Raw genomic sequence first — 26,375 nt, 5'->3', positions numbered from 1 at the left:
GCTCCGGTCCTTTCCTTTTTGAATACAAGAGCAGGAAATATGAAAAAAGAATATTGCGGACTCTTTGGAATATGCGGCCATCCCGAAGCAGCAAGAATGACCTATTTTGGTCTTTATGCTATGCAGCATCGCGGTCAGGAATCTGCTGGAATTGTTACATGGGACGGCGATACAATCCGTGAACAGAAGGGCATGGGATTGGTTGCGGACGTTTTTAACGAGCGTCATCTAAGTAAAGAATTGAAAGGTGATATTGCTATCGGGCATGTCAGATATTCTACTACCGGCGCATCACTGATAAAAAATGCTCAGCCGTTTGTTGTAAGATTCGGCGATTTGCGTCTCGCGATTGCCCATAACGGTAATCTTGTGAATACGAAGGAACTTCGTGATGAACTTGAAGCGCAGGGCTCAATTTTCCAGACTACTATGGATTCAGAAGTTTTCGTCCATCTGATCGCAAAAAGTCTGAATGGAAATACCATTGAAGACGCTGTCATGAAAGCTTGTAAAAAGGTCAAAGGGGCTTTTTCACTTTTGATTCTTGCAAATGACAAGATGATTGCAGTTAAAGATCCTCATGGATTTCGCCCTTTAGTGTTTGGTAAAGTTGGTGCCAATTATGTTTTCGCCTCTGAAACATGCGCATTCGATCTGATTGATGCTGAAGCCATTCGTGCCGTTAAGCAAGGGGAAATGGTTGTTGTTGAAGACGGCAAACTGACATCTTATATTTATGATGACACTACTCCCAAAAGGCAATGTATTTTTGAATTGATCTATTTTGCACGTCCTGACTCCATTATTTTTGATGAAGTTGTATATGAAAGACGTAAAAAAATGGGGCAGATTTTAGCTAGAGAAATGCCGAAAGATGTCGATTTTGTTATGCCTTTCCCTGACTCCGGTAACTATGCCGCTGTCGGATATTCTCAGGAATCAGGACTTCCGCTTGAACTCGCCATGATTCGAAATCATTATGTTGGCCGTACTTTTATTCAGCCCTCACAGGATATGCGCGATTTCAGTGTTAAGATGAAGCTTAATCCTGTTCGCAGCATGATTAAAGGCAAGAGCATCATGATTATCGAAGATTCCATTGTTCGCGGAACAACAATTCGCGCAAGGGTCAAAGAACTCAGAGCGCTTGGCGCACGTGAAATTCATATGCGTGTCAGTTGTCCCGCAATTCGCTTCCCTTGTTATTACGGAATCGATTTTTCATCTAAGGGTGAACTTATCGCGGCTAATAGTACTGAAGAAGAAATTGCAAGTTTTATCGGTCTTGATTCTCTTCATTATCTTTCAATTGATGGTCTTTTGGACTCAGTTGAAGATAGAGATTCTTATTGTCTGGCATGCTTCAACGGTGACTATCCAATTGAGCCCTGCTCCTGTTCCGGTAAAATGTGTTTGGAAGATAAGTGCTAGCAACAAAGTAATGGAGTATTTTCATTTATGAATGATCCTTTTGTTTGTGCACGATGTGCCGCTAAAGGCCCGACATGTTGCGAATTGACTCCAGGCTGTGAAGAAGTCTGTTTTCCAGTTTCTGAATATGAACGGGAGCGCATTCTAGAATGCGCTCTCGATTTAGGCGGGTTCGTTTTACAACCGAACACCGCCCTTTTTATTGAAAATTTACTTCGCTTGTTTCCTGATCAGCGTAGGGCTGTAAAAGAGTTGTTTCCTCCGGGAGGAGCTCATTATCGGTTAGCGGTTGATGAATCGGGAAAGTGTCTCTTTTTGGGAGAGCAAGGTTGTCTTATACCGCAGGATTTTCGTCCCTATTATTGCCGCTTATTTCCTTTTTGGACAACTGAGGGCGGCAGAATCAATGTTTTGGAAATAGCGACTTGTCTTGCTCAACTTGAAAATAAGAGTCCGGGAAAATTGCTCAAAGCTTTGGATGTTTCTCAGGTAAAAGTCAGAGATCTTCATGCAAGGCTGAGACGGGCATGGGGATTTGATCCTCAGTCAAAATAGTTTTTTTGAGCCAACTGATATCATAGTCGAATTTTAGATTAATTATTATCCGGACCAGTTATCTGATTTGATAACTTGCGAGATTAGCAGATGAAGAAAGTTTATAAAATAAGTCTGATTGTAATGCTTGTGATCGGGGTTCTCGGGATATCTTCTGCGGCCGGTTTATACTACTGGGCCTCCAGAGATTTGCCGGGCTTTAAGAATGTTACCGATTACAACCCGCCTCTTGTTACTACTGTGTATACGCATGATAACAAGGTGCTTGGATATTTCTATAAAGAAAAACGGTTTTTAGTAAGAATGGATGAAATGACTCCGCTTCTTTCTAAAGCTTTTCTTGCCGCTGAAGATGCTTCTTTTTACGAGCATGACGGTGTGGACTTTTCTGCTATTTCACGAGCTTTTGTAGCCAACCTCAGGGGTGGCTCCATTAAGCAGGGCGGAAGTACCATAACTCAGCAGATTATTAAGCGTTTGCTGCTTACTCCTGAAAAAAGTTATAAACGTAAAATTAAAGAAGCAATTCTTGCTTTCAGGCTTGAGCATTATCTTGAAAAAGATGAAATACTCACAATTTATCTGAATCAAATTTATCTCGGCGCAGGGGCATACGGTATTGAAGCGGCTGCCCGTGTTTATTTCGGTAAACATGTTAGCGATTTAACCGTTGCGGAATGTGCTCTCCTCGCAGGATTGCCACAGGCTCCGAGTCGCTATGATCCATATAGACATCCTGAAAGAGCAAAAGCTCGCCAGCTTTATGTGCTGGGGCAAATGTACGAGCATAGGTGGATTGACCGGGATCAGTACAATACTGCTATAGACCAGCAGCTTGTATACAAAAGCATGGAAGACCCGTCTTGGCAGAATGGTCCATATTATCTGGAAGAAGTTAGACGCTGGCTTCTTGATAAGTATGGCGAAGAAGCTGTTTATTACGGCGGTCTCAATGTAGTAACAGCTTGCGATTTAAAACATCAGAAAGCGGCTGATGAAGCTGTCCGAACCGGTCTTGAAAATTCATCCACCAGAAGGGGATGGAAAGGGCCTTTGGCTCAGTTACAGCCTGCCGATTTTCAGAAATTTTTGACAACCGATGTTGTTCCGGTTTCAGAACTTAAACCCGGTTACTGGGTGAAAGTTTTAGTGACAAAGGTTGCTAAAACTGAAGCCGCAGTTAAATTTGGTAAATATTCTGCGAAAATGCCTGTAACAAGCATGCACTGGTGTCGTAAGCCGGATATTCGTAAAGCTCATGATCAAGTCCGTCCTGTTAAGGACGCTACAACTGTTCTAAAATCAGGGGATGTTGTCTGGGCTAAACTTACCAAAGCCTTTTTTAAAGACGGCAGTGAAGTTAATTTCAATCAAGTCAGTGCTGATGCTGCTGAGCTTGAAGATGTCAGTTGGACTGTTGATTTAGTTCAGAGACCCGTTGTCGAAGGTGCTTTAGTTTCTATGGACCCTAGGTCCGGTGAAATTAAGGCAATGGTTGGCGGGTATTCATTTCATAAAAGTCAGTTCAACCGTGCAACACAGGCGAAAAGACAGCCCGGTTCGGCATTCAAACCCATTGTGTACTCAACAGCAATGGACAATGGTTATACTCCGGCATCTATCATGATGGATGCTCCGTTTGTATATACTGATATGGTTGCAGGTAAGCTCTGGAAGCCGGAAAATTTTGAAGGAGTTTTCTACGGACCGACTTTGTTGCGTACCGCTCTTGTTAAATCACGAAATCTGGTAACCATCAGACTTGCTCAGAAGATGGGTATAAGTAAAATTGTGGAACGTGCTAAGACAATGGGACTTGAGGGCGAGTTTCCTCATGATTTGTCAGTTGCGCTTGGTTCCGCATCAGTTACTTTGATTAATATGATCGAAGCTTACTCCGCTTTTGCGCGAGGTGGTACATCCGTTAAAGCCCGTCTGGTTTTGACTGTAAACAGTGCCTGGGGTGAGCTTCTTTATGAATCAAAGCCTGAAGTCCATGATGCAATCAGCCCGCAGACAGCTTATATAATGTGCAGTCTTCTTAAGGAAGTTGTTCAGCGCGGCACAGGGTGGAGAGCAAAAGTACTTGGTCGTCCGGTTGCAGGTAAAACCGGAACTACAAATAATGAACATGATGCTTGGTATATGGGATTTTCTCCTTACCTGCTGACTGGTGTGTTCGTTGGTTTTGACCAGTTGACTCCGATGGGTAAATGGGAAACCGGCTCACGTGCCGCGAGTCCTATCTGGGTTTCTTATCGTAAAAAAGTCGAGAAGGATTACCCTTATATGGACTTTCCACAACCAGACGGTGTTGTAATGGCGAAGATTGATGCCGCTTCGGGCCTGCTTGCCGGGCCGGGATCAAGTGAAACATTCTTCCTTCCGTTTAAGGAAGGAACCCAGCCTACCAAGACAGCTACTGGATCAGGATCAGGTTCTGAAAGTGGCGGTTCTTCCAGTGAAGATCTGTTTAAGCAGACTTTCTAAGGTTTAAATAAGCTGGTTTGAAATAATACCAGTCGAAAATTAATCAAAAAAAAGGGCAAATCTTTAATTAAAGATTTGCCCTTTTTAGTGGTCAAATAATTCTTATTTAGGATAAGTTGAAATTCCGCCGTGAGCTCCAGACCATTCTACTGGATTGTTGAGGAAATTTTCGACTTCATCCAAAGACTTGGTGTTGAAGTATTTTTCTTTTTTACAGACGTTCAGAATATCCCACCAGTTTGCCAGTGAGAGCATTTCAAGTCCTGCTGCAGCAAGGGTTTCCTTGGTGTTTGGGAAAATTCCGTAGTGGAAGAGTACAAAAGTATGAGTAACTTCTGCGCCTGCACGACGAAGAGCTTCAGCAAAGGTTATTTTGCTGCGTCCGTCAGTGGTTAAGTCTTCAACAAGAAGAACTTTCGCTCCTTCTTTAAAATCACCTTCAATCTGTGCATCGCGGCCAAAACCTTTTGGTTTTTTGCGCACATACTGCATAGGAAGCATCAGTCTGTCAGACAGCCATGCAGCAAAGGGGATACCGGCTGTTTCGCCGCCTGCAATACAGTCGATTGACTCAAAGCCTACTTCTCTAAGAATAACAGAAGCACCGAAGTCCATCAGTGTCTGACGAACACGCGGGTAGGAAATAAGTTTACGGCAGTCAATGTATACCGGGCTGGCCCAGCCAGAGGTAAACTTGAAAGGCTCATCAGCTCTGAAGCGAATAGCTTCAACTTCGATGAGCATTTTAGCTGTAATTTCAGCTATGGTTTCTTTGTCTGGAAAGCTGGTAGGAACCATTGTTTCTCCTTTGTTGTTGTATGCGTAAAAAAAGCTGAGCCTAAAAAAAACGGCTCAGCCTCTATCAATCAACCAATTCCCAATAAAGGGGAGTGTCGGGGTTGAATATTCGAACCTCGTCCTCTCCCGCTTTGAAGAGCCATTCCATTGAAACGGGTATATCTCGTTTGGCTAGAGTAATTGTGCTGCCATTGGGAGAAAATCCGTAAAATCTGGCTCCGTATATAGAAGTAAAGCCTTCGAGTTTTTCAAGGGCGTTATTTCTTTCAAAAATTTGAGTTACATAACCGATTGAGGTCGGCGCATTAAAAATTCCGGCAGCAGCCCCTGCTTTTTCTTTGCTTGAACACGGGTGCGGCGCAGAATCTGTTCCGAGAAAAAACTTTTCATTACCCGAAGTTGCTGCATCACGTAATGCTTCGCGATCTTCAAAAGTTTTCGCAACCGGCAGGCAGTACATGTAAGGATTCATGCCACCTTTAAAAAGATCGTTGCGGGTCAGCACCAGATGATGCGGAGTTATGGTCGCAACCGTGAACTCGTCTTGATCAAGAACATAATCAACTGCGGTTTTGCAGGTCAAGTGTTCGAAAACTATTTTCAGTTCGGGAAAGTCCTTACGAAGCGGTGCAAGCACTCTGTCTATAAAAACTGCTTCGCGGTCGAAAACGTCAACTTTCGGGTCAACCACTTCTCCGTGGACGGAAAGTGGAATTCCAAGTTCTTGCATCACTTCGAGTACCGGATAAACTTTCTTTATGGAAGTTACTCCGCAGTCGGAATTGGTTGTAGCTCCTGCTGGAAACAGCTTAATTGCATGGAAAGCTTTAACAGCGCAAGCTTCGCGAATATCTTCCGGGTCAGTTGTATCTGTCAGGTAGCAGGTCATAAGCGGTTCAAAGCGCGAACCTTCCGGGCGCGCAGCGATAATTCGTCTGCGATATTCCTCAGCTCTGGCTACCGTGGTAACAGGAGGGGTGAGGTTAGGCATAACAATAGCTCTGCCGTAAATTTTTGCAGTGTAGGGCAGCACAGCCGCAAGCATATCTCCATCTCTAAGGTGGAGATGCCAGTCATCAGGTCTTATGATGGTAATTTCAGTGCTCATTATTTGAACTCCGTAATTGTGCGGCAAAGTACAGATGTGCCCCGAATGAAATCTGCAATATCCATTTCTTCTTCGGGATTATGGGAACCGTTGCGATTTCTCACAAAGAGCATTCCTGTAGGAACTCCGGCATTTGCGAAAAGTGACGCATCATGTCCGGCTCCGCTTGGTATAGCTTCTATTGGCAATCCTTCCTCTCCACAAGCTTTATTTATGCGCTCAACAATACTTTGGTCAAGCACTGCGGGAGGAGTTTTTACAGGTTTATCAAATTCGAACTGAACTTTGCGGTCATAAGTTATTGTCGCGCATTCAGAATGGATCAGCGCTTCAATGGCGGCAAGAGTATGTTCATATTGACTTCTTGCCTCAAAACTGAATGTCACTAAGCCGGGAATGCGTGACATTGCATGGTTTTGCGGGTTGGTTGTCATAATTCCGGTTGTTACAACCAGATCTCCACCATGCTGTAAAATTGTGGTCCAGTGATCGTCTATTCGGGTAATTAAATCCGCAGTTGCAAAAACAGCGTCACGTCTAAGCCAACGCGGAACTGCTCCTGAATGTCCGTCTTCACCGATACAAAGAATTTTTCTGTGTCTGATGTTGCCGCGGATTCCGGTGACAGCTGCAACAGGAAGGTTGCGGGCAATCATGACCGGTCCCTGTTCAATATGGAGTTCAAAGAAGGCTTTGATTTTAGATGTATCAATAAGCTTTTCGCCTTTAGATATTCTGTCTACATCTGCTCCGCAGTGAGCCATATGTGTTCCGAGAGTCTTGCCGTCATCGCGTTGAGGAAGAGCTTGCTCAGATTTTTCCAGTTTACCCAGAAGAGCTTTGGAACCTAAGTAGCATGCGTCGAACCACGCACTTTCTTCTCCGCGCAGGGCTATAACTTTAACGGGAGTTTCAGGGGATGTTCCGGTTCTTTTGTATTCAACCAGACATAGAAGGCCAGCAATAACTCCGGCCGCACCGTCATAGTTTCCGCCTTGCGGAACGGAATCAAGATGTGAACCAATCAGTATGTATTCCTGATCTTGAGATATTTCTTCAAGTTCAATGACAAGGTTTGCAGCCGCATCACGCGAAGTGATAAGCCCTTCACCTTTGGCAAAGTTCTCAATCATGTCGAAAGCTTTACTTTCACCTTCGCCATATGAAGGGCGTGAAACCCCGATTTTATCTCTGGATAATTCTTCCAGATCGGCAAACAGTTTTTCTGCATCACTTGTAAGATGTTCGAGACTTGGCTGAGTTTCTAATACTCCATGTGGATTCATTTTATTCGTCCCCACTGAATGTTCGTTTACTGTTGTTTGCATATTATTATTTATAAAATGTAATTTCGTTCAGATCGCTAAGGTGCAACCAGTCCGGGAAGGAAAGTTGCCAGTCCTGGAACGTAGGTGACGAGCATCAACACAAGGATATTGATGAACAGGAAAGGCCACACTCCGTTGATGATGGACATGACCGGCTTATCAAGTGTTGAAGATGCAACAAAGATATCCAGCCCGAAGGGGGGAGTGATCATGCCTATGCAGATGTTAAGGCAGACGATTTCACCGAAATGAATCGGGTCAATTCCCATAGACACTGCCACCGGGAAAAGTGGTGGGACGAGTATAAGGAGCGCGGAGTTCGGGTCTATGAACATTCCGGCAATAAAGAATGCAATGTTAACAATTATCAGGAATGTGATAGGTCCGGCCTGAATGTCTGTCAGGAAATTGGTAATCAGGATTGGAACCTGAGCAAGTGTTACAAAGTAGGAAAGAACACTGCCCATTGCCAGCAGAATGAAAATGATTGTGGTTGAAATTGACGCTCTTTCAGTAATGCGAATCAGTCTGGCAATGGTAAGGTTTTTATAAATAGCGGCTTCAACAAAGATTGCATAAACAACTGAAACAGCGGCAGCTTCCGTAGGAGTGAACAACCCTGTGTAAATACCGCCTAAAATAATAATAGGCAGGCCGAGTGCCCAGGCTGCTGCATTAAAGGTTTTAAGGAAGGGGATAGTAGATTTTTCGCCTCTGCCTACGCCTTTTCTAAGACTTTCAAAAATGACCAGACCACTGAAAGCCAGACCAAGAGTAAGTCCGACACCAAGACCACCGATGAACAGCCCTGTAATAGATGTTCCTGTCATCCAACCGTAAATAATCAAGGTGATACTTGGTGGAATGAGCAAGGCTGTTTCTGCGCTGGAAACGATTAGGCCGAGGCTGAATTTTTCGCTGAATCCGGTTTTACGCAGTTCAGGGTACATGAGCTTGCCCATGGCGGCGACTGTTGCAGGTGCAGAGCCGGAGACAGAACCGAAAGCCATTGATCCGGCAATGGTAGTGTGTCCTATTCCGCCAAGCCTGTGAGCTGTGAAATGTTTTATAAGGTCAGTGAGGCGTTTTGCAATTTGGCCTGATGCCATAAGTTCGGCAGCAAAAATAAAAAATGGAATCGCGAGAAGTGTGGAAAAGTTAATACCACCGACCATTTTTTGAATAAGTACCGGGTCGGGAATTCTTGAAAAAAGAAAAGTTTTGGTCAAAAAAGCAGGAATGCCGAGGACAAGCAGCATTTCAAACCCACAAACGAGCATTGTGAGAGCTATCAGGATTATTATCGGAGTCATATTATGCTACCGCCTTAGCTGTTGGAGCGACAAGAAGAGGTTTATTGTGACGGTCGTTTACACCAATAAGTTCCAGTCCGTATCTGAGAGCCAGAAGTATGAACCCTATGGTCGGTGCAACGTATAGCCAGTACATGGGCAGTCCAAGCGTCGGGCTGACTTGGCCTGTACTCATAACGAATTTAACAAGCGCAACTCCAAGCCATGCAAGGTAGCAACTGAATACAATCCCTGTTGTATTGATTAATAAACAGATAATTTTTTTGGGTATCTTCGGGAGTCTTTCAAGAAGAGTCGTAACCGCGACATGGCGGCCTCGTTCCAACGCAAGTCCGAGAGCTAAGAATACAGCCCAGACCATAAGCAAACGGGTTGCTTCGTCTATCCATGCGAAAGTACTTGAGTATTGGGGTAAAATTTCTCGCACCAATACATTAAAAGTATAGAGGGCGACCATGATCAAATTTATGGAAATGACGAGAAATCGTTCAACGGCCCTAATTCCTGTGAGTATGGAATTTAGTATTTTTCGCATAATTTTCTCCCGAAAAAAAAATAGGCGGGAAAGATAAGTCTTTCCCGCCTGAATGGAATGTAACTATTCTACAATACGCTTGTATTCAGCTTCGTAAAGCTTAACGAGTTTTTCACCTTCGCTACCTGCACGATCAAGGTAAGCGGCGATGGTTTTAGGATACATGAGGCTACGCATGGTTGCGCGGTCTGCGTCGGAAAGAGGGCTGACTTTTACGCCTGCTTTTTTGATTACAGCAAGAGCGTCTTTCTGAGCCTGTTCTTTATGAACTTCAACACCGGGCATAACTTCCATGAAAGCTGCTGTGATTACATCCTGATACTTTGCAGGAAGGCTGTCCCACCATGATGGGTTGAAAAGAATGAAATCTTCCATTGCGCCGTGTTCGGAAAGAACAAGGTACTTCTGAACTTCGTAGAATTTCATGCGCTGAATGGTATCAAGAGGATTTTCTTCACCATCAACAACGCCGTTCTGTAGTGCTGTGTAAAGTTCACCGAAAGGCAATGCGATAGCAGAAGCTCCGATTGCAGAAAACTGCTCGATGAGGATTTTTGAATCCATTACGCGAAAACGCTGTCCTTTGTATGCTTCAACTGAACCGAGAGGTTTGTTTGAAGTAAAGTTTTTGCGTCCGTTAGGCCAGGTTCCAACAGCTTTGAATCCTCTGGGGCCGAAACTTTTAAGCAGTTCTTTACCAAACTTGCCCTGACGAAGTTCCTGCGCTTTTGCGCGGTCAGTAGGGAGCAGGAAAGGAATATCCATGATGGATACAGATGGGTTGAATCCGCCAAGGAATGCAGCGGCAGATACAGTACCTTCAATTGTACCGAACTGAACACCTTCGTTTATCTGACGCTGGTTGCCGAGCTGGGAAGAAGGGAAAATTTTAAATTCAACAGCTCCGTTCGTGCGTTCTTTAACAAGCTTAGCGACTTTTTCAAGTCCCTGATGGCGAGGCTGAAGCGCTGATTCGATGTGTCCGATACGAGCTTCGAATTCTGCAGCTCCGGCAGATATAACTCCGCCGAGAACCATACATAAGGCCAATGCAATTGAAACAATACGTCCAGATAATTTCATTCGTAATCCTCCTGATTAAAGCAGCAATGTTTTGATTCCTAATAAGTTGAAGTACAAGGGTGATTATTGTCAAGAAGATTCTCATTTTTGAAACAAATAAAAAATCTATTCACAAAAATGAGAATTTAAGTAATTGTTATGAACAAAGTTGGCAAAACCTTTTTTTCGTATTGTTTTAGCGTTTATGATTATAAAAATTAGAATAGCGGAGAATTTAGATGGGCGAATTGAGTGCCAAAGAAATAGGTCAGAGACTCAAGGCTTTCAGGCTTGGTAGTGAATATAGTGCGGAGGACATTGCAGCGAAAATAGGTATATCTCGCGCAGCCCTTTACCGCTATGAAAAGGGAGATCCTCCTAAGCTTGAAACCCTTGAAAGTATTGCTGAATTGCTTGGTGTTTCGCTAACTTCTTTAATGGGGGTCGGGGTTGAATATGTTCCGTCTGCTGTGAGTTTTTTTGAAAGAATGCGACAGGCAGAATCCGTATCGGAACACCTGTTTGTAATGTTCGGTCCTGTTTCATACTTATTGACTACCGATGAATTTGATGACGTTTTGGCTGCCGTTCTAAAAGAAGATCTGTCTTCGGGAATACCTGATTTGAGGCAGGCGACAAGATCAGTTGATGAAATTTTAACAATTTTGAAAGAACGCAAAAAAGCTTATCATGAACGCAAACCAAGCGTGGTCAGTCTTGTTTCTGCATCGGAACTTGAAAGATTTTTGCGTAATGGTTTCATTGGTAGATATGATTTGCCCGCAAATGTGTTAAAAGAACGTAAAGAGATAGCGCGTAGAGAAGTCGAAAATGTTTTGGATATGCTGGAAAAACAGCCTATAGGTGTTCAAATCGGGATATTGCGGGACTCTATACCCAGTACGAGTTTTCAGATTTTCAGACAGCCGGAACGTTCTGTGCTTGCAATAAGTCCTTTCAGGCTTGGTGAGTTCCCTAATGTCCGTCTTGGTGTTGCAATGATAACCTCGGCACCGGAAGCGCTGGTTCTTCATGAAAAAATGGTAAACGAGCTTTGGGATAGATCTCTTAAAGGACTTGAGGCAGCCCGTTTTTTAAGGAAACTTATTCAGGAAACCGGCTCATAGAAAGGAGGTAACGTATGCCTTTTATAAGAGTTGAAACTAATATGAAAGTTGAATCTGCCGAAGCTGATGCGTTTAATGTGAAGCTTTCAGAATTCACATCAATCGCATTAGGTAAGCCTGAAGTGTATGTTACTGTCATGCTGCATCAAAATGTCAGTATGTTGTTATCCGGAAGCAATGAGCCTGCCGCGTTTGTGACTCTGGGCAGTATCTCCTTGCAGTCTGACAAGTGTGCAGAATTATCAGAAAAATTTTGCGGATTTATTTATAAAGAATTTTTGATACCCGGAAGCAGGGTCGTTATTGAATTTCGTGATCTTGAACGTTCCATGTTCGGTTGGGACGGGCGGACTTTTTAAGTAAAAAAAAGTCCCGATGCAAATTATAAAATTCGCATCGGGAATAGATTGTTCACATGTCGTCTGGGACGATTAGAGCAAGGACAGATCCCAGTTAAACGTACTGGTTCTGGTAGGGGTTGGAACGGCTTTAGGCCATGATTCGGTGATTGTCAGAAACATTGAATATCCGGCACTTTCAAGTTTCTTGGTTACAACTCCTAAATCGAGTTCCCAGCCGGGATAAACCCAGTAGTTCTGGTTGTATTTTCTGACCCAGCAGATTTCTTTTTTCTGGCTGTAGATAGGGCTCATAAGTTCAGTTTCTTCGGCAATGATCCTTGAAATTCCCAGAGGCCAAAGGCCTTTGGTCACAATTCCTAAAGGAAGCGGGCTGTGAGCCGGAAGGGCAAGGAAGTCTGCCTTTGAAAGTTCAGGGCTGACGAATGCTGAGGAAAAGCCCATTTCATAAAGTTCCATCAGCGCAAGCGGATTGGATACATTACAGAATGGTCCTGCGTGAAAGTGTAAATTGTCGTCGTCAGGGAAAAGTCCTTTCTGCCATGGAGAACCAAGAACAAATTCTGTTGCTCCGTGTTCAAGACAGTAAGCGACAAGCTGTTTTATTTCAGATTCTTCGTTCGGCCATATGACCGGAGGAAGATGCCACCAGATCTTTGACACAAGCGGTTTTGGAGTACGGTCCAGAGCATTGGCGGAAAGCCAGATACCTGTGCCGAACTTATTTTTTCCGCGCGGAGGGTTCCTTTGCAGACTAAGAACTTTAACACGCTCAGTCGGGTTGAAAGGATGCGGAAGATCCACTTGAACGGAGCTTGAAGTTTTTTCTGGTACTTTAATTTTTGAGAGAGCTGTTTCCAGCTTCTTAAGAGAATTGACCAGACCTTCTTCGCGACGGTCGATCAGGAATACTCTGGTACCTGATTTCAGGCGGGCTTTGCCTTGAATCGGAATAGATACTTTGCCGCGTTTAGGGACAGATCTTCTGATTTTCAAGGTCTGATGTCCGGGCTGATCCTGATAGCCGATGCGGAGGAAATCACCGCTCAGAAGTTCCTGACGGCATTCGAAGTAAGGTTTTCCGTTTTTCTCCTGCTTGGTAATTCCGATGAGAAAACCGGAACCGGTTTCATTATTCGGATCAAGCGGAACAAATGGACGCTGCGGCAGAAAGTTTGAGTGGGATGACGGTCTGCTGAGAGCCAGTTCAAGTAATTCAACTGCTGTCTTGCGGACTTTGGCATCATTAGGATGATCGCGCAGCATGCGGTAACCTGTGACAGTATAGTAAACGTAATGCGGACCTTTTTTACGGCCTTCAATTTTCCATGAAGATACTTCTGGAACTGAAAGCATAGGTTTGGTCAGCACGTCGAGACTTAAGTCCAGACAGGAGAACAGGCGTTTTGGCTGATCTTTACGGGAAGAGCCGCCGTAAAGCCTGCGACAGGGTTGCACACAACGTCCACGGAGGCTGCTTTTTCCGCCGAAGTAGGAACTCCAGTAGCAACGGCCTGAAACACTGTAGCAAAGGGCGCCGTGAACAAACATCTCAAGGGTGATTGATTCAGGGCAGGCTTCAGCCATCTGTTTGATTTCTTCTAAGTTAAGCTCTCTTGGGATAACCACGCGAGTGACACCCAATTCAGCTGCAACTTTAAGTGCGGCAGGGTGGCTTACATTGGCAAGGGTAGAGAGGTGGATTTCACCTTCGTAACCAGTTTGTCTGGCAATGTTAACCATTGCAAGATCCTGAACAATGATACCGTCCGGCTTAATCGTCCGGGCGACTCGGTCCAGCAATCTGGCCGCGGAGTCGATATCATCCGGTTTAATTAAGGTGTTCATAGGGATATAGGTCTTAACGCCATTTTCCCGTCCAAGCTGCGCAAGTGCAGCAAGTTCGCTGGTAGAGAAGTTATCAGCTTCCATGCGAGCGGAAAAATGTTTAAGTCCGGCGTATACTGCATCTGCTCCGGCTGCGATTGCAGCAAGGAAAGATGATTTATCGCCCGCCGGGGCAAGAATTTCTGGTTTATGTTTTGTCATAGTGTATCACGCTTTGCCGCATAATGCGGACAGCAAAAATCTATAGGATTAAATCATGAGTGCAAACAATTGCAGGGCAGTTAAAGTCATTGACGTTACGCCCCTCGGACACTCCTCACCGGGTGAGGAAATCGTCGAACTCAAGCTCGAATATCCGGGCTGGGAATCTGGCTGGCGCGTTGGCCAGTTTGTTATGATCAGGCCCGTATCGTGGCCGCTTGACCTAGTATGGGGACGTCCTTTTTCCATCAGTAACGCAGACGACACCACTCTGACTATTCTTTTTCAAGTTATCGGACGTGGCACAAAACGTCTTGCGCAACTTACCAAAGGCGAGCAGGTTAATGTATGGGGTCCACTTGGTACCTTTTTCAGCAAACCTAAAGACCGTCCAGTACTAATGCTCGCCGGAGGGATGGGCATAGCGCCCTTTTGCGGTTATGTCGACTCCCATGATCAACCTGAAAATTTAAAGCTCTTTTTTGCGCATCGCCCTCCGTTGGAAAATTATCCCTATAAGGCCCTGTCTGAAAAGGTAGAAGTTGAAGATATCCGCGAAAACAAACCGGAAGATATTCACTCTATTATTGCACGAGTTGAAGCGCTTGTTAAGGAATATGCTGATAAAAAAGGATTGGTAACCGCCTGCGGACCGACTCCTTTTCTGCGTACTGTCCGCAACGCCGCCATTAAATACGGAGTTGAAGCGGAACTTTCGCTTGAAAATCGTATGGCCTGCGGAGTTGGTGCATGCCTCGGTTGTGTAACGAAAGACAGCAACGGGCATCATACTCAGGTATGTACAACCGGCCCGGTTTTTAAAGCTACTGATATCAGTCTGGAGGGTTAGTTATGGATATGTCAGTTGATTTTGCCGGACTGAAGTTAAAAAATCCCATACTCACAGCGTCAGGCACATTCGGTTTCGGATTGGAATTTAAAAGATTCGGAGATCTCGAAAGCCTTGGCGGTATCGTTGTAAAAGGGCTTTCATTGAAACCCAGAGAAGGCAATCCCATGCCGAGAATCGCTGAAACTCCGTGCGGCATGCTCAATGCTATCGGAATTCAGAATCCCGGTGTTGAAGCTTTCATCAAAGATAAATTGCCCAAGCTGCCGTGGAAAACACTGCCTGTACTGGTGAATCTTTATGCCACTGGTGCGGCTGAGTTCGGCGAGCTGGCAGCTGTGCTTTCAGCAGAAGAGGGCGTTGCCGCGCTTGAAGTGAATGTGTCATGTCCTAACGTAAAAGAGGGTGGTATCGCCTTCGGTCAGGACCCAAGTCAGATCACAAAAGTTGCTGAAGCCGTCAAGAAGAATGCAGGCAATAAGCCTGTAATCATCAAGCTGTCACCAAATGTAACGAATATCGCCACCTGTGCCCGCGCTGCCGAAGATGGCGGAGCGGACGGAATCTCACTCATCAATACTCTGTCAGGAATGGCGGTGGATATTGAAAGACGTGTGCCACGTTTAACTAACGTAATAGGCGGCCTTTCCGGTCCTGCGGTTAAGCCAGTAGCCTTGAGATGTGTGTTTCAGGCCGTAAATGCGGTTAAGATCCCCGTAATAGGTCTGGGTGGCATAGCCTCAGCAGAAGACGCCGCAGAGTTCTTGCTGGTGGGTGCTACGGCTGTACAGATAGGTACTGCTAATTTCTTAAGCCCTGATATGGCTTTTAGAATCGCAGAAGAACTTCCGAAAGTGCTCGAAAGAGTGAATGCGAAATCTCTGGATGAGTTCCGTGGAAGCTTAAAATTGCCTAAATAAGCATTTTCTTTCATGTTATTTAAAATAATTGAATAAAAAGTGAAAAATAGCTTGCCAAGTCACTCTGATTTAGCTAAATCCTTTTTCACCCAAGCGGAGAGGTGTCCGAGTATGGCTTAAGGAGCACGCCTGGAAAGCGTGTTTAGGTTAAACTAACGGAGGTTCGAATCCTCTCCTCTCCGCCAGATTGGTTATACAGCCCCTTACAACGAAAGTTGTGAGGGGTTTTTTCGTGTTTGGGATATTTTTCAGAGCTTTTTCATCAGACTATCAAGAACTTTCACAAGTGTGTGTCCGTGGTGTAGGGCCTGTGCGGATTCGGTTACTTCATTGCCTAATAGAAAACCCCGCCGAAGCGGGGTGTATTAATGATCTGCTGGGCGTTGTGAATCAATGCGGTTAGCAATCCATGTTTTGATTACAGCCTGTCTATTTATGCCGAGTCTTTCCGCTTCACGATCCAAAGCGATTATCATCCATGCGGGGAAATCAACGTTTACCCGTTTAATGTCTTTATTCGGTCTGGTGGCTTTGGATAAGTCCAGCTGTTCAGTTATGTCCTGATCTGATTCAAAAGCTTCATCAAATTCTTTAGCTTTCATAAAGTTCCACCTCCTTCTTTCTGGAACGGCGCACTGATATAATGCGAGTAACTCCATTGCGTGGAGTTGTTACGGCTGACCAGTGTTTGCCGTTTATGATTCCAATAAAAAAAATACGGGGTTCGTCTTGAGTACGTGCCGGAATTGCCAGCAAGTTTGGATCATTCCAAAGGGCTTGCGCCTGTTTGAAGTCAATCCCGTGTTTTTCTAAATTGGATACACTTTTGTTGTTGTCGTATTCAAACTGCATACCTGTATTGTATATTTTTGTTGTTTGTTGTCAATATGAGGGAATTAAGATTCGGTCTCATAAGTGTGAGGAGCATGGTTTTTGCTTGCTCAGATGGGGCAGGGGATTAAGAGTATTCATGGAGAATAATGACAATTTCTCTTCTCTCCGCCAGATTGGTTACACAGTCCCTTACAACGAAAGTTGTGAGGGCTTTTTCGTGTTTGGTGGGTGTTATGTCGGAGTATTTAAAGCGTGAGATTTACATAGTGATGGAGCAGATGAAAGGGGATTAAAGAAATTATCAGTTTTTGTTAATAAGGTTTACTTCTTGATCTTATTTGCCTTATACAACAAAAAAATGATGGGGATATAAAGTTTATTAAAATTATTTGTGCACTATTTTTAGCACATATTTTCGAGATTTCTTGTAGTCAAAAATTACATTTTGTCATTTGATAATAAACCATTAATTAAAGAGTGCGGCATGAAAAGAATAAGAGATCTTAAGCTCGGATTTAATGATGCTTCTAGTTATAGACTTCGTGAAAACAAAAAAATGTTTGAAAATTTTTTTGTTAGAACTGACGATATAACTAAGTTGATAGACCCTAATGTGTCGTTCCTCGTTGGGGATAAGGGGACTGGGAAAACCGCATATGCAGTGTATCTTTCAAATGCTGAATATAAGAACACAAGTTCGTTCATCAAATTTATTAGCGAAACAGAGTATCAAAAGTTTGTAGAATTAAAGAAATCAAAACATTTAGTTTTGTCCGATTATTCATCTATATGGAAGGTTATCTTATATTTATTGCTTGCAGAAAAAATACGAAGTCAGAATACTGAAAATTTCCTTTTAAAAACGTTTTCAAAGTTGAACTGTTTATATGAAGCAATTGATGAATTTTATGCTTCTGCATTTGCACCTGAAATATTAAATGCAATTAGTTTTGTGGAAGACTCCAAAATTGCTGCAGATTTATTTTCTAAGCATTTAAAAGCTGGGGGAGAAGAACGTAAAACTGTGGAATTCTCAGAACAAAGAATGCAAATAAATCTTTTTTATATTCAAAAAAAGTTTGAAGAAGCTTTTAGGTCTATAAAGCTTAAGAAAAACATGATTCTTTTTATAGATGGGATAGATGTACGACCTTCATTTCTCTCTCAGATGGACTATCTAGAATGCATAAAAGGACTAGCTAGTGCAATCTGGTCAATGAATAATGATTTTTTCCCTAGCTTGAAAGATCCTATAGGTCGAATGAAGGTTGTCTTGCTTGCACGTCCTGATATATTTAATTCTTTTGGGCTTCAAAATCAAAATGCAAAATTAATTGATAACTCTGTGTTGTTAAATTGGCATACAACTTATCCTGAGCACAGAGGATCTAAAATATTTGAAATAGCAGATAAAATTTTAAAATCCCAACAGGAACGAGAAGTAAGAGATAGGTTAAAAATTGGAGATTCATGGGATTACTATTTTCCTTACAAAATAATAAAAGCTACCGGGGAAGACCCCTCCTTTATAAGCTTCTTGCGGTATGCCATTTATAGGCCGCGAGATATTATTACCATGATGAAAATCATGCAACAGCATATTCCTAAATTAGGCCAATCTCCAGTTTGTTTTGAGAAGAAAAATTTTGATAATGCACAGGTCAAAAGAGCATACTCAGCTTATTTTTTAGGAGAAATAAAGGATTATATGTCTTTTTATTATGAATTAAATGAGTATGATCTTTTTGTATTCTTTTTTACTTTTTTGGATGGAAGTTGCAGTTTTACTTATGATGTATATCTGGAAGTTTTCGAAAAGTTTAAAAAAACATATGAAGATGAGTTAGATAATATTTCAGAAGTGTTTCATACTGAAGAAAAATTTTTGCAATTTTTATATGAACTAAATGTTATTAATTATATTCAAACAACGTATGATGGTAAGCTGTTTTTTAATTGGTGTTTTAAAGACAGAAATCAATCCAATTTAAATCCAAAAGTTAAACTGGGGCAGCGCTATGAAGTGCATTACGCATTGGGGAAAGCCTTAAACTTAGGATCGAGATTTGAAAAAGGGGTTTATTGATGAAGTCTCTTTGTGAAATCTTTTTTGTGTACCTTTTTGGTAGTACACGAGGGCAAAATAGGGCTTATAAACGTTGGTGTTAATTGAACGGTAAAAACTTTGTATACGTCTAAAAATCGTGTGCAACAAACACTACAGAATCTTTAAATCCCATCCTCCCCACCAGTCAGCCCATACAGCCCCTTACAACAAAAGCAGTAAGGGGCTTTTTCATATTCATATAAATTTAAGTAATCACAATCAAAATCCAATATCCAATCCCTTAATTCCAGACAGCATTGTTACTATCCGCCTTTTTATGATAACTACGACTCTAGGGACTCAATAGTTGCCGTGATGATTCTTATTTACTTTCAATCAAGCTAACTATGAATTAGACGAACCGGAGTTTTTGATGAAAATGAAAGGTATGCGTGTCTTGATGTTTGTGGAAAATGTTTTTGAGGATATGGAGCTTTTGTATCCTTACTATCGTTTGATTGAGGAAGGTGCAGAGGTTGTGGTAGCCGGACCTGAATCCGGAACTGTTTATACTGGCAAAAACGGTTATCCTTTTCGTTCCACAGCCGCCATTGCGGACCAGCAGGCGGATAATTTTGATCTGCTTGTAATTGCCGGTGGTTTTGCTCCGGATAAACTTAGACGTGATCCTAAAGTTCTAGAACTTACCCGTGAGGTACATGAAGCCGGGAAAGTTGTTGCGCATATCTGTCATGCCGGATGGATTCCGATTTCAGCCGGAATTATGAAAGGTTTTACTTGTACCTCAACTCCCGGAATAAAAGATGATCTCATAAATGCTGGAGCAACTTGGGTTGATAAAGAAGTTGTTGTGGATCGGAATCAAATTTCTTCCCGCAAGCCGGATGACCTGCCAGCTTTTTGTCGTGCCATTGTGGATTTGGCAACAAAATAATTTGCAGGTGTTGAAAACAAAGCCAATTTAAGCCCCTTATAACGAAAGTTGTGAGGGCTTTCGTGTTTGGTATTTCGCAATTTATGCAGCCTCTTTTTAAGAACTCGTTATAATGTTAATATATATAATTTACGCGACTCGATAAATTCTGTAAGGCGGGTAGGAGTAGCTCTATTTAATAATGATTATGAGGTAGTAAAATATGAAGTTTTTAACGATCTGGCTTGTCACTGCAATTTTAATTATTGCTTCACCTTTTGCGCACACTAGTGCTGCGGAGACTTTTCGTGTCATGCTTCGGGTCGACTCTTTTCCTCCTTATTCTTTCGAAAAAGGCGATTCAAGGTCTGGAATTATTAAAGATTTATTCACAGCTCTTGCTAAAGAGACTGGAGATACCTTCGAATATGTCCGTGTTCCCTTTCGGCGCGCGCTTTATCAATTTGAAACAGGTAAAATCGATTTAGAACCGATGTGTAATCCGATTTGGCGGCAGTCATCATCATTACATGGTATTTACAGCATTCCTTTTGCCGTATCCGAAGAGATTGTTCTGTTTAATGCAGATAAATACATTCCGATCAATTCTCCCGAAGACCTATTAGGGAAGACCGTAGGAGTTATTTCGGGGTATCATTACCCGGTATACGGTCCGTATTTCGCTGATGGGCGCATAAATCCTTATCCTCTTTACAATGAAAATAAACTTATTCAGTTGCTGCTTGCCGGGCGTTTGGATCAGGCTCTCATGAACAAGGATTTTGCTCAGTATCAAATAAAAATACAGAATCTTAAGGATCGACTGATCATAAGTGAACCTTGCAGTGTTTTGGATATGATGATTCGTTTCCACCCGAGTAAAAAGGACGCGGTTCCTCGATTTAACAAGGCTATTGAAAAGCTCTTGAACGACGGTATTATCAACCAAATTTATGATCGTTATCGCTAGAATTTAAAGGTAAGTTAGAAAATGGAGCAGTATAGCTCTACACTTAACATTGACTTTCCCCGCCATCCTCCTATGATGCCGCATCAACATTAAAAATTGCGAGGAAATATAATGATTCTACCATGTATGGCTAAAGATATTGTTACTCTAATTAAAGAAAGCGGCGAAAAGTTTGAAGGGATTAAGGCAGTAATTTCTACCCAGAGAATTATTACATTTCAGATTGATTTAGATATCGCCCCTAAAGACACAATTACTTTTGAATTGCCGAGCGGCACTGTCGTTAATTACCTTGTTATTGATTCTGAGCGTATCCCGAAAGAAGATGGTGTCGATGCTCATTATCAGCTTCTGGTTAGAAAGGTTCATGCTTAAGTTTCATTAATGATTCTCTGCGTGATTTGTAGATAGAATTTTATTTTGTTAATAAAAGAAGCCCCGTACCTTTATATAGGTACGGGGCTTCTTTGGTTTGCGATTGAATATTATTTTGCTGAAAATAAAAAAGCCACTGAATTATCAGTGGCTTAGTAGGGTCTTTTTTCGTGGTCGGGATGAGAGGATTTGAACCTCCGACCCCTTGAACCCCATTCAAGTGCGCTACCAGGCTGCGCTACATCCCGACTCGAGTGAAGAGGAATTATTCTCATTCCTGATCGCTGTCAACTCAAAAAAATATTTTTCGCTTATTCTCTTCAAATGGATATTGGATAATGGCTTCAATTTGTTGAAATAAGATTAAATCAGGAATAGCATGCGGGTAAGTACAGGAGGTTCGTTGAAGTACATCGCCGCCATTCTATCTATTTTTATACACGCTTTGATCGTGTTTATACTCTGCAAAAATATTTTCATTATACCTGAAATTGTTGTGAGCAGATTTGATATTGAATTGGTTCGTACTTCTGTTCCTGAAAAAGAAATTTCTGAACCGAAATTGAAAAAAGAAATTTCTCCGAAAATTGAACGTGTGAAAAAAAATGAGCAGAAAATAGTCCGCAAAAAAAAATTATCACCTAAAAAAGTTGGATCGCCCACTCCCGTCAAACCTGTTCCTGCTAAATCCGTTGCAAAAATTAAGAGAGCGATTTCCGCGGTCTCTACGCCCCCTGTAATTGAAAGCAAATCTGTTCATAATAAGAATGCAATAGTCCTTAAACAAGGCAAAAGCATAACTATCGGTAATACTACAGTTGTGATTAAGCGAGGTTCAGAGGGGCGTACTTTCGACAATCTGGCAGCTTATTCTTTTAATGAGGATGATTTTAGCGGACATTATGAGACTGAAACCGGAAGGGCGGTTGTTGTTCTTGACGCTAGGCAAGACCATGGGCGGCTTGTTTTGCATGATCAGAAAACAGGATTGACCAGAAAGCTAAGAAAAGCTGGGTTAGGAGATTTTATTTATACTTACGGGCCGTCTTTTAATGAAGATTTTCCTGTCGAAGGATCGGTTGTTTTTTTGCCCGGTGATGAGCATTGGATAAGGCGGTTTATGTGGCTTCCCGGCAATGAATCTGCTGAATATCCGAGAAAGGGGCGTGTTCGCGAGGTTAGAGAGTCAGAAGAAGTAAAAGTGAATAATTTGTTTATACCTGATTCGAAAGGAGTGTTTCCGGCAATTATTCTTGCTAGATTCGGAGCAGCAATCCCTGATGATCAATTTTCTGAAGTGGCTCGTCATTTGTCAGGTAGAGGCGTGGTCGTTCAGGTTGTTTCACCATTAAAAGAGCTGACTGAAGAAGATCTGACACAACTGGCTGATAAAATGCGTCATATGAAAAAAGTAGATCCCGGACGTGTTGGAATCTGGATTAGAGGCTATAAGCCTCAGTCCGTCCCGTTGATGCCGAAGTCATTGCAGATGTTTGATTTTGCGTTGCTGACAATTGATTCACCTGCCGGCAGTTTCTATCCCGAAAGGATAACTTCAATTATTCCAGAAAATATTCCGATGTTTATCGGATTCAGTAATGTGAGTAATAATTGGAAAAAAATGATTTCGATAATGCCCACCGGTTTACAGTCTGTCCCCCATCAGCTTGAGGTGCTGGATAAAGCCTCAACCGTTATCGAGGCGGGGACAGACCTTGAATCTCTTGATTCATTGTCCGGGGATTTTGTAAGCAGTATATCCGCGTGGCTTGTTTCTCATTAATGCACTGCGAATTGATTACGGTGCGGATGCGAGAACTGCTTGTTTTAGTTAGGGAAGAGAGAGTAGAATGAGGGTAGATGCTTAAACTTCGTCTTGGTCAGTGTCTGATTCCAGCGAGTCGGCTTTTTCCTGATCATCCAGAGATTTAACCATGGCAGCAATGTTGTTGCTGATAGAACGAAATTTAAAAAGGTCGTTCTGTTCCATTTTTTTAAACGGGTCTGATTTTTCTCCAATTCCTGTATCTTTATTCATAAAAACCTCCATTACGTTTTGGCGTTAGCTACTTTCGTTTTGAGATTTTCTAGCCTGAATCAACAAGTGCACTATACACTAAATATAAAATTTGTCTAGAGATCATTGCTGAAAAAAAAGGAGTAAGGTTAAGGCCATGTGACTTTTAATTTAAAGATATAAATATAATGATACAAATAATTATGAAAAGTTGTAATGGAATACATAGTGTAATTGTCTTTAGTATTTTAACTAACAGTGTTTGTTCGTGTTGTTTATAGTTATAATTGTGCGTAGAGTTTCTATTGTTACACTATATTAGTATTAATAATTAAATGTAATGCAACAATTCTTTGGAGTAATAGTATGTTTACAGCTTTTTATACTGCTTGTTCATTATTGAACTTGCTTGAAGTTTTAGAAAGATTTGCACTCTGGAAAAAAAATATGGTAAAGAATAATCAGTAATTAATAGGATAATTCTTGATTGTGAACTTTAATTTTTTTAGTTATTGATTTGCATCGTAATCGCACACACGCTCAACACTGGAGGAAGCAATGAGTAATCCTAAAGAGTTCATTTTATATAGCGGCGGAGCTCCCGGCACTGAAAGTGAATTTGGAGTCAACGCTGAAAAATACGGGCTTCAGGAAGTTAGTTTTAGCTTCGAAGGGCACCAGATTGCTCGTCAACGTGGCCTGCGGGTTCTCACAGAGAAAGAACTCGAGAGCAAAGATGTCAGTTTGACGTATGTTTCCAAACTGATGAACCGCACTTTTACCCGTGCTCCTATTTTCCGTAAAGTTCTCCAGAGTATCTGCTGGCAGGTTAACAGCGGCCATGAAATTTTTATTGTAGGTACTATTCTTGAGGATGGCACTGTAAAGGGTGGCACCGGATGGGGCGCTGAATTTGCAAAAATATGCAACAAACCCCTTTATGTCTTTTCTCAGGATAAAGGTTGCTGGTACACATGGCAGAAAGAACGCTGGGCCGAGTGTGATGCCCCTGTGATCTCGCATAGATACTTTACTGCAACGGGGACTCGTTTTCTCGAAGAGTCCGGCAGGAAGGCAATCGGAAAGCTGTTTGAGGATAGTTTTAAATAGATTAATTTTAGAAAAGAATTTTAAACGCCCTTGCTTCGTAAGAAACAAGGGCGTTTTTTTATAACTATTTTTTAAAAGTTAATTAAGCTTGAAGAACAGCATTGCCCCATGAAGTTCCTCTGCCTGGCTGGAAAGCTCTTCTGAGGTCGCGGCAACTTCTTCTGAAGCTGAAGCATTTTGCTGAATAACCTTGTCCAGTTGTAAAGAAGACTGTTGAATAAGGTTAATACCTGAATTTTGTTCATCGCACGAAAGCGATATTTCTTTTATCAATTTTGCTGTTCGTTCAATTTCGGGAACCAAGGCATCTAAATCTGTATGCGTTTTTTGGGCGAGAGTCAGACTGCTGGACGATAAATCTTCGATTTCGGTTGCTGCAATTCTACTTTTTTCAGCTAATTTTCTAACTTCCGCCGCAACTACCGCAAACCCTTTGCCGTGTTCTCCTGCGCGAGCGGCTTCGATGGCGGCATTTAGCGCGAGTAGATTTGTCTGGCGGGAAATTTCTTCTATAATTTTAATTTTATCAGCAATTTCTGTCATAGCTGTCAGATTTTTTTTAACACCCCGACTTCCTTTTTTTGTATTTTCAGCCGTTGTGATGGCGATCTGTTCTGTTTTGCGTGTGTTTTCAGCATTGTTTCGTATGCTGACGCTGATTTCTTCAATTGATGAGCTTAATTCTTCAATAGCGGCAGCCTGATCGGTCGCACCTTGTGACAGTCCTTCCGCAGATGCTGCTAACTCTTCACTTCCGGCAGAAACATTTTCAGTAGAGTGTTGTACATCCGTAACTACCTGTTTTAAATTTTCGACCATATTCATCATGGAAGCATATGCACCTTGGGGTGTTTGTGAAAGGGGTTCAATGTTTAGGTGTCCATGAGACATCTGCTCTGCAATATCTGATAATTCTTCCGGCTCTGCACCAATGGTAGCTGTGATTTTATTGGCAAAAATAGTTGCCGCAATTGTGATTATAATTCCAAGCAGTACTGCAACAATTACGATTAATTTGATCATATTGTTTATTGTCTGGTTTAACTTGGTTTGTTTTTCAAGCAGAGCGTTATCAATGTCGTCGATGTAAACTCCCATGCCGATTATCCAATTCCACGGTTTGAATAATTTGACATATGACAGCTTTGGAAAATCTCCACTTTCACCGGGTTTTCCCCACCAGTATGAGACAGTTCCTTCTCCCTTACTTGTGCAAACATCAACGATCTCTTTGAATAGCAGTTTCCCTTTTGTATCCTTGAAGTCGGCCATGTTTTTACCGTTTAAAGCCGGGCTTGCAGGATGCATAATCATATTTTGCTTCGTATCATTTACCCAGAAATAGTTTCCGTCTTTCATCCGCATTTCCGCAATTTGTTCAAGAGCTTTTTCTTTCATTTCAAGGGTGATGTCATCCAGCCATGCGCCTGTCCCGATTATCCAGTTAAGTTCCGGTATGAGCTTAACATACGAAACTTTTTGAGTATCTTTATTCGTGTCCGGTTTTTTCCATATGTATGAAACAGAGCCTTCTCCGTTTTTACGGCAAACTTCAATCATCTCTCTAAAAAGATATTTGCCGGAACTATCCTTTATGTTGGAAAGATTTTTCCCATCAAGCTCCGGCGAAAGAGGATGCATGATTGTTTTTGCCTGCATATCATTTATCCAAATATAATTATTGCCTTCATATCTAATAGGTTTGACTAGTTTTTTAAGTTCTTCTTCCAGTTCAGACTTGGAGAGCTTGTTGGATTTGGATTTATAAAAGCTTGATAACTGGGTCGCAATGGAATCTATAGTGTTTTTTAATGATTTTGCTTTACTTCTTTTAAGCAACTCAATGTCTTGCGATTTGTTGTAATAGGACTGAACTGTTTTTTCAGCCATGTTGACAAGTTCATTCAGTTCTGAAATTTTTTGTTCATACATTGTTTTTCGATATTTGTTCATTTCGCTGTTTGCATATTTGTTCAGTTGATAAATGAATATAACGCACAATGATGCTATAGAGATTATTAGTACTGTGATTTGAAAAATTGTAAGTCTTGTTTTTAATTTCATCACTATCACTCTCCATGGGAAAATTAGAGATTCAGTAAAGAGATTTTTGTTAATCTTTTTAATACGTAAATTTAATGTCTATGTACACAATTTTATAAT

The 26,375-nt window shown here is 42.0% G+C and carries 24 protein-coding genes and 2 tRNA genes; 14 read left to right on the top strand and 12 right to left on the bottom strand.

Translation table 11 applies throughout. From position 1 onward, the window contains the following. Positions 1 to 39: 39 nt before the first annotated feature. The 3 genes from purF (at position 40) to BLT41_RS16270 (ending at position 4,476) form a co-directional block, all read left to right on the top strand. Positions 40 to 1,431, top strand: coding sequence for an amidophosphoribosyltransferase (purF, locus tag BLT41_RS16280; RefSeq protein WP_092163079.1), 1,392 nt, complete (start codon positions 40 to 42; stop codon positions 1,429 to 1,431). Positions 1,432 to 1,458: 27 nt separating this feature from the next. Continuing rightward, positions 1,459 to 1,986, top strand: a complete 528-nt coding sequence (locus BLT41_RS16275; protein ID WP_092163078.1) for a YkgJ family cysteine cluster protein — start codon at positions 1,459 to 1,461, stop codon at positions 1,984 to 1,986. A 90-nt stretch (positions 1,987 to 2,076) separates the two neighbouring features. After that, positions 2,077 to 4,476, top strand: a complete 2,400-nt coding sequence (locus BLT41_RS16270) for a penicillin-binding protein 1A (protein ID WP_092163077.1) — start codon at positions 2,077 to 2,079, stop codon at positions 4,474 to 4,476. A gap of 102 nt (positions 4,477 to 4,578) precedes the next feature. Here BLT41_RS16270 and BLT41_RS16265 read toward each other — a convergent pair whose 3' ends face one another. The 6 genes from BLT41_RS16265 to BLT41_RS16240 form a co-directional block, all read right to left on the bottom strand. Next, positions 4,579 to 5,274: an orotate phosphoribosyltransferase gene (locus BLT41_RS16265; RefSeq protein ID WP_092163075.1), complete on the bottom strand. Its 696-nt coding sequence runs from the start codon at positions 5,272 to 5,274 to the stop codon at positions 4,579 to 4,581. A gap of 64 nt (positions 5,275 to 5,338) precedes the next feature. Then, on the bottom strand, positions 5,339 to 6,382 hold the full coding sequence (gene pyrC / locus BLT41_RS16260; RefSeq protein WP_092163073.1) for a dihydroorotase: 1,044 nt from the start codon (positions 6,380 to 6,382) through the stop codon (positions 5,339 to 5,341). Next, the gene (locus BLT41_RS16255) at positions 6,382 to 7,668 is read right to left on the bottom strand and encodes a Zn-dependent hydrolase (RefSeq protein ID WP_244512313.1); all 1,287 of its coding nucleotides are present in this window, start codon (positions 7,666 to 7,668) and stop codon (positions 6,382 to 6,384) included. Before BLT41_RS16255 ends, pyrC begins: the two co-directional genes overlap by 1 nt. A gap of 77 nt (positions 7,669 to 7,745) precedes the next feature. Continuing rightward, positions 7,746 to 9,023: a TRAP transporter large permease gene (locus BLT41_RS16250; protein ID WP_092163069.1), complete on the bottom strand. Its 1,278-nt coding sequence runs from the start codon at positions 9,021 to 9,023 to the stop codon at positions 7,746 to 7,748. 1 nt (position 9,024) lies between these two features. Beyond that, a complete protein-coding gene (locus BLT41_RS16245; RefSeq protein WP_092163067.1) occupies positions 9,025 to 9,558 on the bottom strand; it encodes a TRAP transporter small permease in 534 nt (177 codons plus the stop codon). Positions 9,559 to 9,621: 63 nt separating this feature from the next. Then, positions 9,622 to 10,641, bottom strand: a complete 1,020-nt coding sequence (locus BLT41_RS16240; protein ID WP_092163065.1) for a TRAP transporter substrate-binding protein — start codon at positions 10,639 to 10,641, stop codon at positions 9,622 to 9,624. Between the two features lie 218 nt (positions 10,642 to 10,859). Here BLT41_RS16240 and BLT41_RS16235 point away from each other — a divergent pair, with 218 nt between their 5' ends. After that, entirely contained in the window at positions 10,860 to 11,747 is an 888-nt protein-coding gene (locus BLT41_RS16235; RefSeq protein ID WP_092163064.1) for a helix-turn-helix domain-containing protein, read from the top strand. Positions 11,748 to 11,761: 14 nt separating this feature from the next. Then, positions 11,762 to 12,106, top strand: a complete 345-nt coding sequence (locus BLT41_RS16230; RefSeq protein WP_092163063.1) for a phenylpyruvate tautomerase MIF-related protein — start codon at positions 11,762 to 11,764, stop codon at positions 12,104 to 12,106. A gap of 72 nt (positions 12,107 to 12,178) precedes the next feature. Here BLT41_RS16230 and BLT41_RS16225 read toward each other — a convergent pair whose 3' ends face one another. Continuing rightward, a complete protein-coding gene (locus BLT41_RS16225; protein ID WP_092163062.1) occupies positions 12,179 to 14,155 on the bottom strand; it encodes a peptidase U32 family protein in 1,977 nt (658 codons plus the stop codon). Positions 14,156 to 14,210: 55 nt separating this feature from the next. Between BLT41_RS16225 and BLT41_RS16220 the strand changes: the two genes are divergently transcribed. The 3 genes from BLT41_RS16220 to BLT41_RS16210 all read left to right on the top strand — a co-directional run bounded on the left by BLT41_RS16220 (position 14,211) and on the right by BLT41_RS16210 (position 16,110). Continuing rightward, a complete protein-coding gene (locus tag BLT41_RS16220) occupies positions 14,211 to 15,005 on the top strand; it encodes an iron-sulfur cluster-binding protein (protein WP_092163061.1) in 795 nt (264 codons plus the stop codon). 2 nt (positions 15,006 to 15,007) lie between these two features. Beyond that, the gene (locus BLT41_RS16215; RefSeq protein WP_092163060.1) at positions 15,008 to 15,925 is read left to right on the top strand and encodes a dihydroorotate dehydrogenase; all 918 of its coding nucleotides are present in this window, start codon (positions 15,008 to 15,010) and stop codon (positions 15,923 to 15,925) included. Between the two features lie 95 nt (positions 15,926 to 16,020). Beyond that, positions 16,021 to 16,110: transfer RNA gene (locus tag BLT41_RS16210), tRNA-Ser, on the top strand. Positions 16,111 to 16,290: 180 nt separating this feature from the next. Here BLT41_RS16210 and brnA read toward each other — a convergent pair. Both brnA and BLT41_RS16200 read right to left on the bottom strand, forming a co-directional pair. Next, the gene (gene brnA / locus BLT41_RS16205; RefSeq protein WP_092163059.1) at positions 16,291 to 16,527 is read right to left on the bottom strand and encodes a type II toxin-antitoxin system BrnA family antitoxin; all 237 of its coding nucleotides are present in this window, start codon (positions 16,525 to 16,527) and stop codon (positions 16,291 to 16,293) included. Further along, positions 16,517 to 16,777 carry a BrnT family toxin gene (locus BLT41_RS16200; RefSeq protein WP_092163058.1) on the bottom strand — a complete coding sequence of 87 codons (261 nt, stop codon included), beginning with the start codon at positions 16,775 to 16,777 and terminating at the stop codon, positions 16,517 to 16,519. Before BLT41_RS16200 ends, brnA begins: the two co-directional genes overlap by 11 nt. Before the next feature lie 466 nt (positions 16,778 to 17,243). On the opposite strand from BLT41_RS16200, the gene BLT41_RS16195 reads away from it, so the two are divergent. From BLT41_RS16195 to BLT41_RS16180, 4 genes are all read left to right on the top strand, one after another. Next, entirely contained in the window at positions 17,244 to 18,845 is a 1,602-nt protein-coding gene (locus BLT41_RS16195; protein WP_092163056.1) for a P-loop ATPase, Sll1717 family, read from the top strand. A 394-nt stretch (positions 18,846 to 19,239) separates the two neighbouring features. Next, positions 19,240 to 19,761, top strand: a complete 522-nt coding sequence (locus BLT41_RS16190; protein WP_092163054.1) for a type 1 glutamine amidotransferase domain-containing protein — start codon at positions 19,240 to 19,242, stop codon at positions 19,759 to 19,761. A gap of 202 nt (positions 19,762 to 19,963) precedes the next feature. After that, positions 19,964 to 20,710, top strand: a complete 747-nt coding sequence (locus BLT41_RS16185) for a substrate-binding periplasmic protein (protein WP_092163052.1) — start codon at positions 19,964 to 19,966, stop codon at positions 20,708 to 20,710. A 111-nt stretch (positions 20,711 to 20,821) separates the two neighbouring features. Beyond that, positions 20,822 to 21,085, top strand: coding sequence for a hypothetical protein (locus tag BLT41_RS16180; protein WP_092163050.1), 264 nt, complete (start codon positions 20,822 to 20,824; stop codon positions 21,083 to 21,085). A gap of 171 nt (positions 21,086 to 21,256) precedes the next feature. Here the strand turns inward: BLT41_RS16180 and BLT41_RS16175 are convergent. Beyond that, positions 21,257 to 21,333: transfer RNA gene (locus BLT41_RS16175), tRNA-Pro, on the bottom strand. Between the two features lie 155 nt (positions 21,334 to 21,488). Between BLT41_RS16175 and BLT41_RS16170 the strand changes: the two genes are divergently transcribed. Continuing rightward, the gene (locus tag BLT41_RS16170) at positions 21,489 to 22,868 is read left to right on the top strand and encodes an alpha/beta hydrolase (protein WP_092163048.1); all 1,380 of its coding nucleotides are present in this window, start codon (positions 21,489 to 21,491) and stop codon (positions 22,866 to 22,868) included. 81 nt (positions 22,869 to 22,949) lie between these two features. Here BLT41_RS16170 and BLT41_RS17520 read toward each other — a convergent pair whose 3' ends face one another. Next, positions 22,950 to 23,123: a hypothetical protein gene (locus BLT41_RS17520; RefSeq protein ID WP_170830396.1), complete on the bottom strand. Its 174-nt coding sequence runs from the start codon at positions 23,121 to 23,123 to the stop codon at positions 22,950 to 22,952. Between the two features lie 537 nt (positions 23,124 to 23,660). On the opposite strand from BLT41_RS17520, the gene BLT41_RS16165 reads away from it, so the two are divergent. Continuing rightward, positions 23,661 to 24,212, top strand: a complete 552-nt coding sequence (locus BLT41_RS16165) for a hypothetical protein (RefSeq protein WP_092163046.1) — start codon at positions 23,661 to 23,663, stop codon at positions 24,210 to 24,212. 78 nt (positions 24,213 to 24,290) lie between these two features. Here the strand turns inward: BLT41_RS16165 and BLT41_RS16160 are convergent, their stop codons facing one another. After that, positions 24,291 to 26,276, bottom strand: a complete 1,986-nt coding sequence (locus BLT41_RS16160) for a methyl-accepting chemotaxis protein (protein WP_092163044.1) — start codon at positions 26,274 to 26,276, stop codon at positions 24,291 to 24,293. Positions 26,277 to 26,375: the final 99 nt, after the last annotated feature.

The sequence above is a fragment of the Maridesulfovibrio ferrireducens genome (assembly GCF_900101105.1).
GTDB classification, from domain to species: domain Bacteria; phylum Desulfobacterota; class Desulfovibrionia; order Desulfovibrionales; family Desulfovibrionaceae; genus Maridesulfovibrio; species Maridesulfovibrio ferrireducens.
The sequence above is the reverse complement of the archived record's forward strand: the minus strand, read 5'-3'. Positions and strand labels throughout refer to the sequence as shown.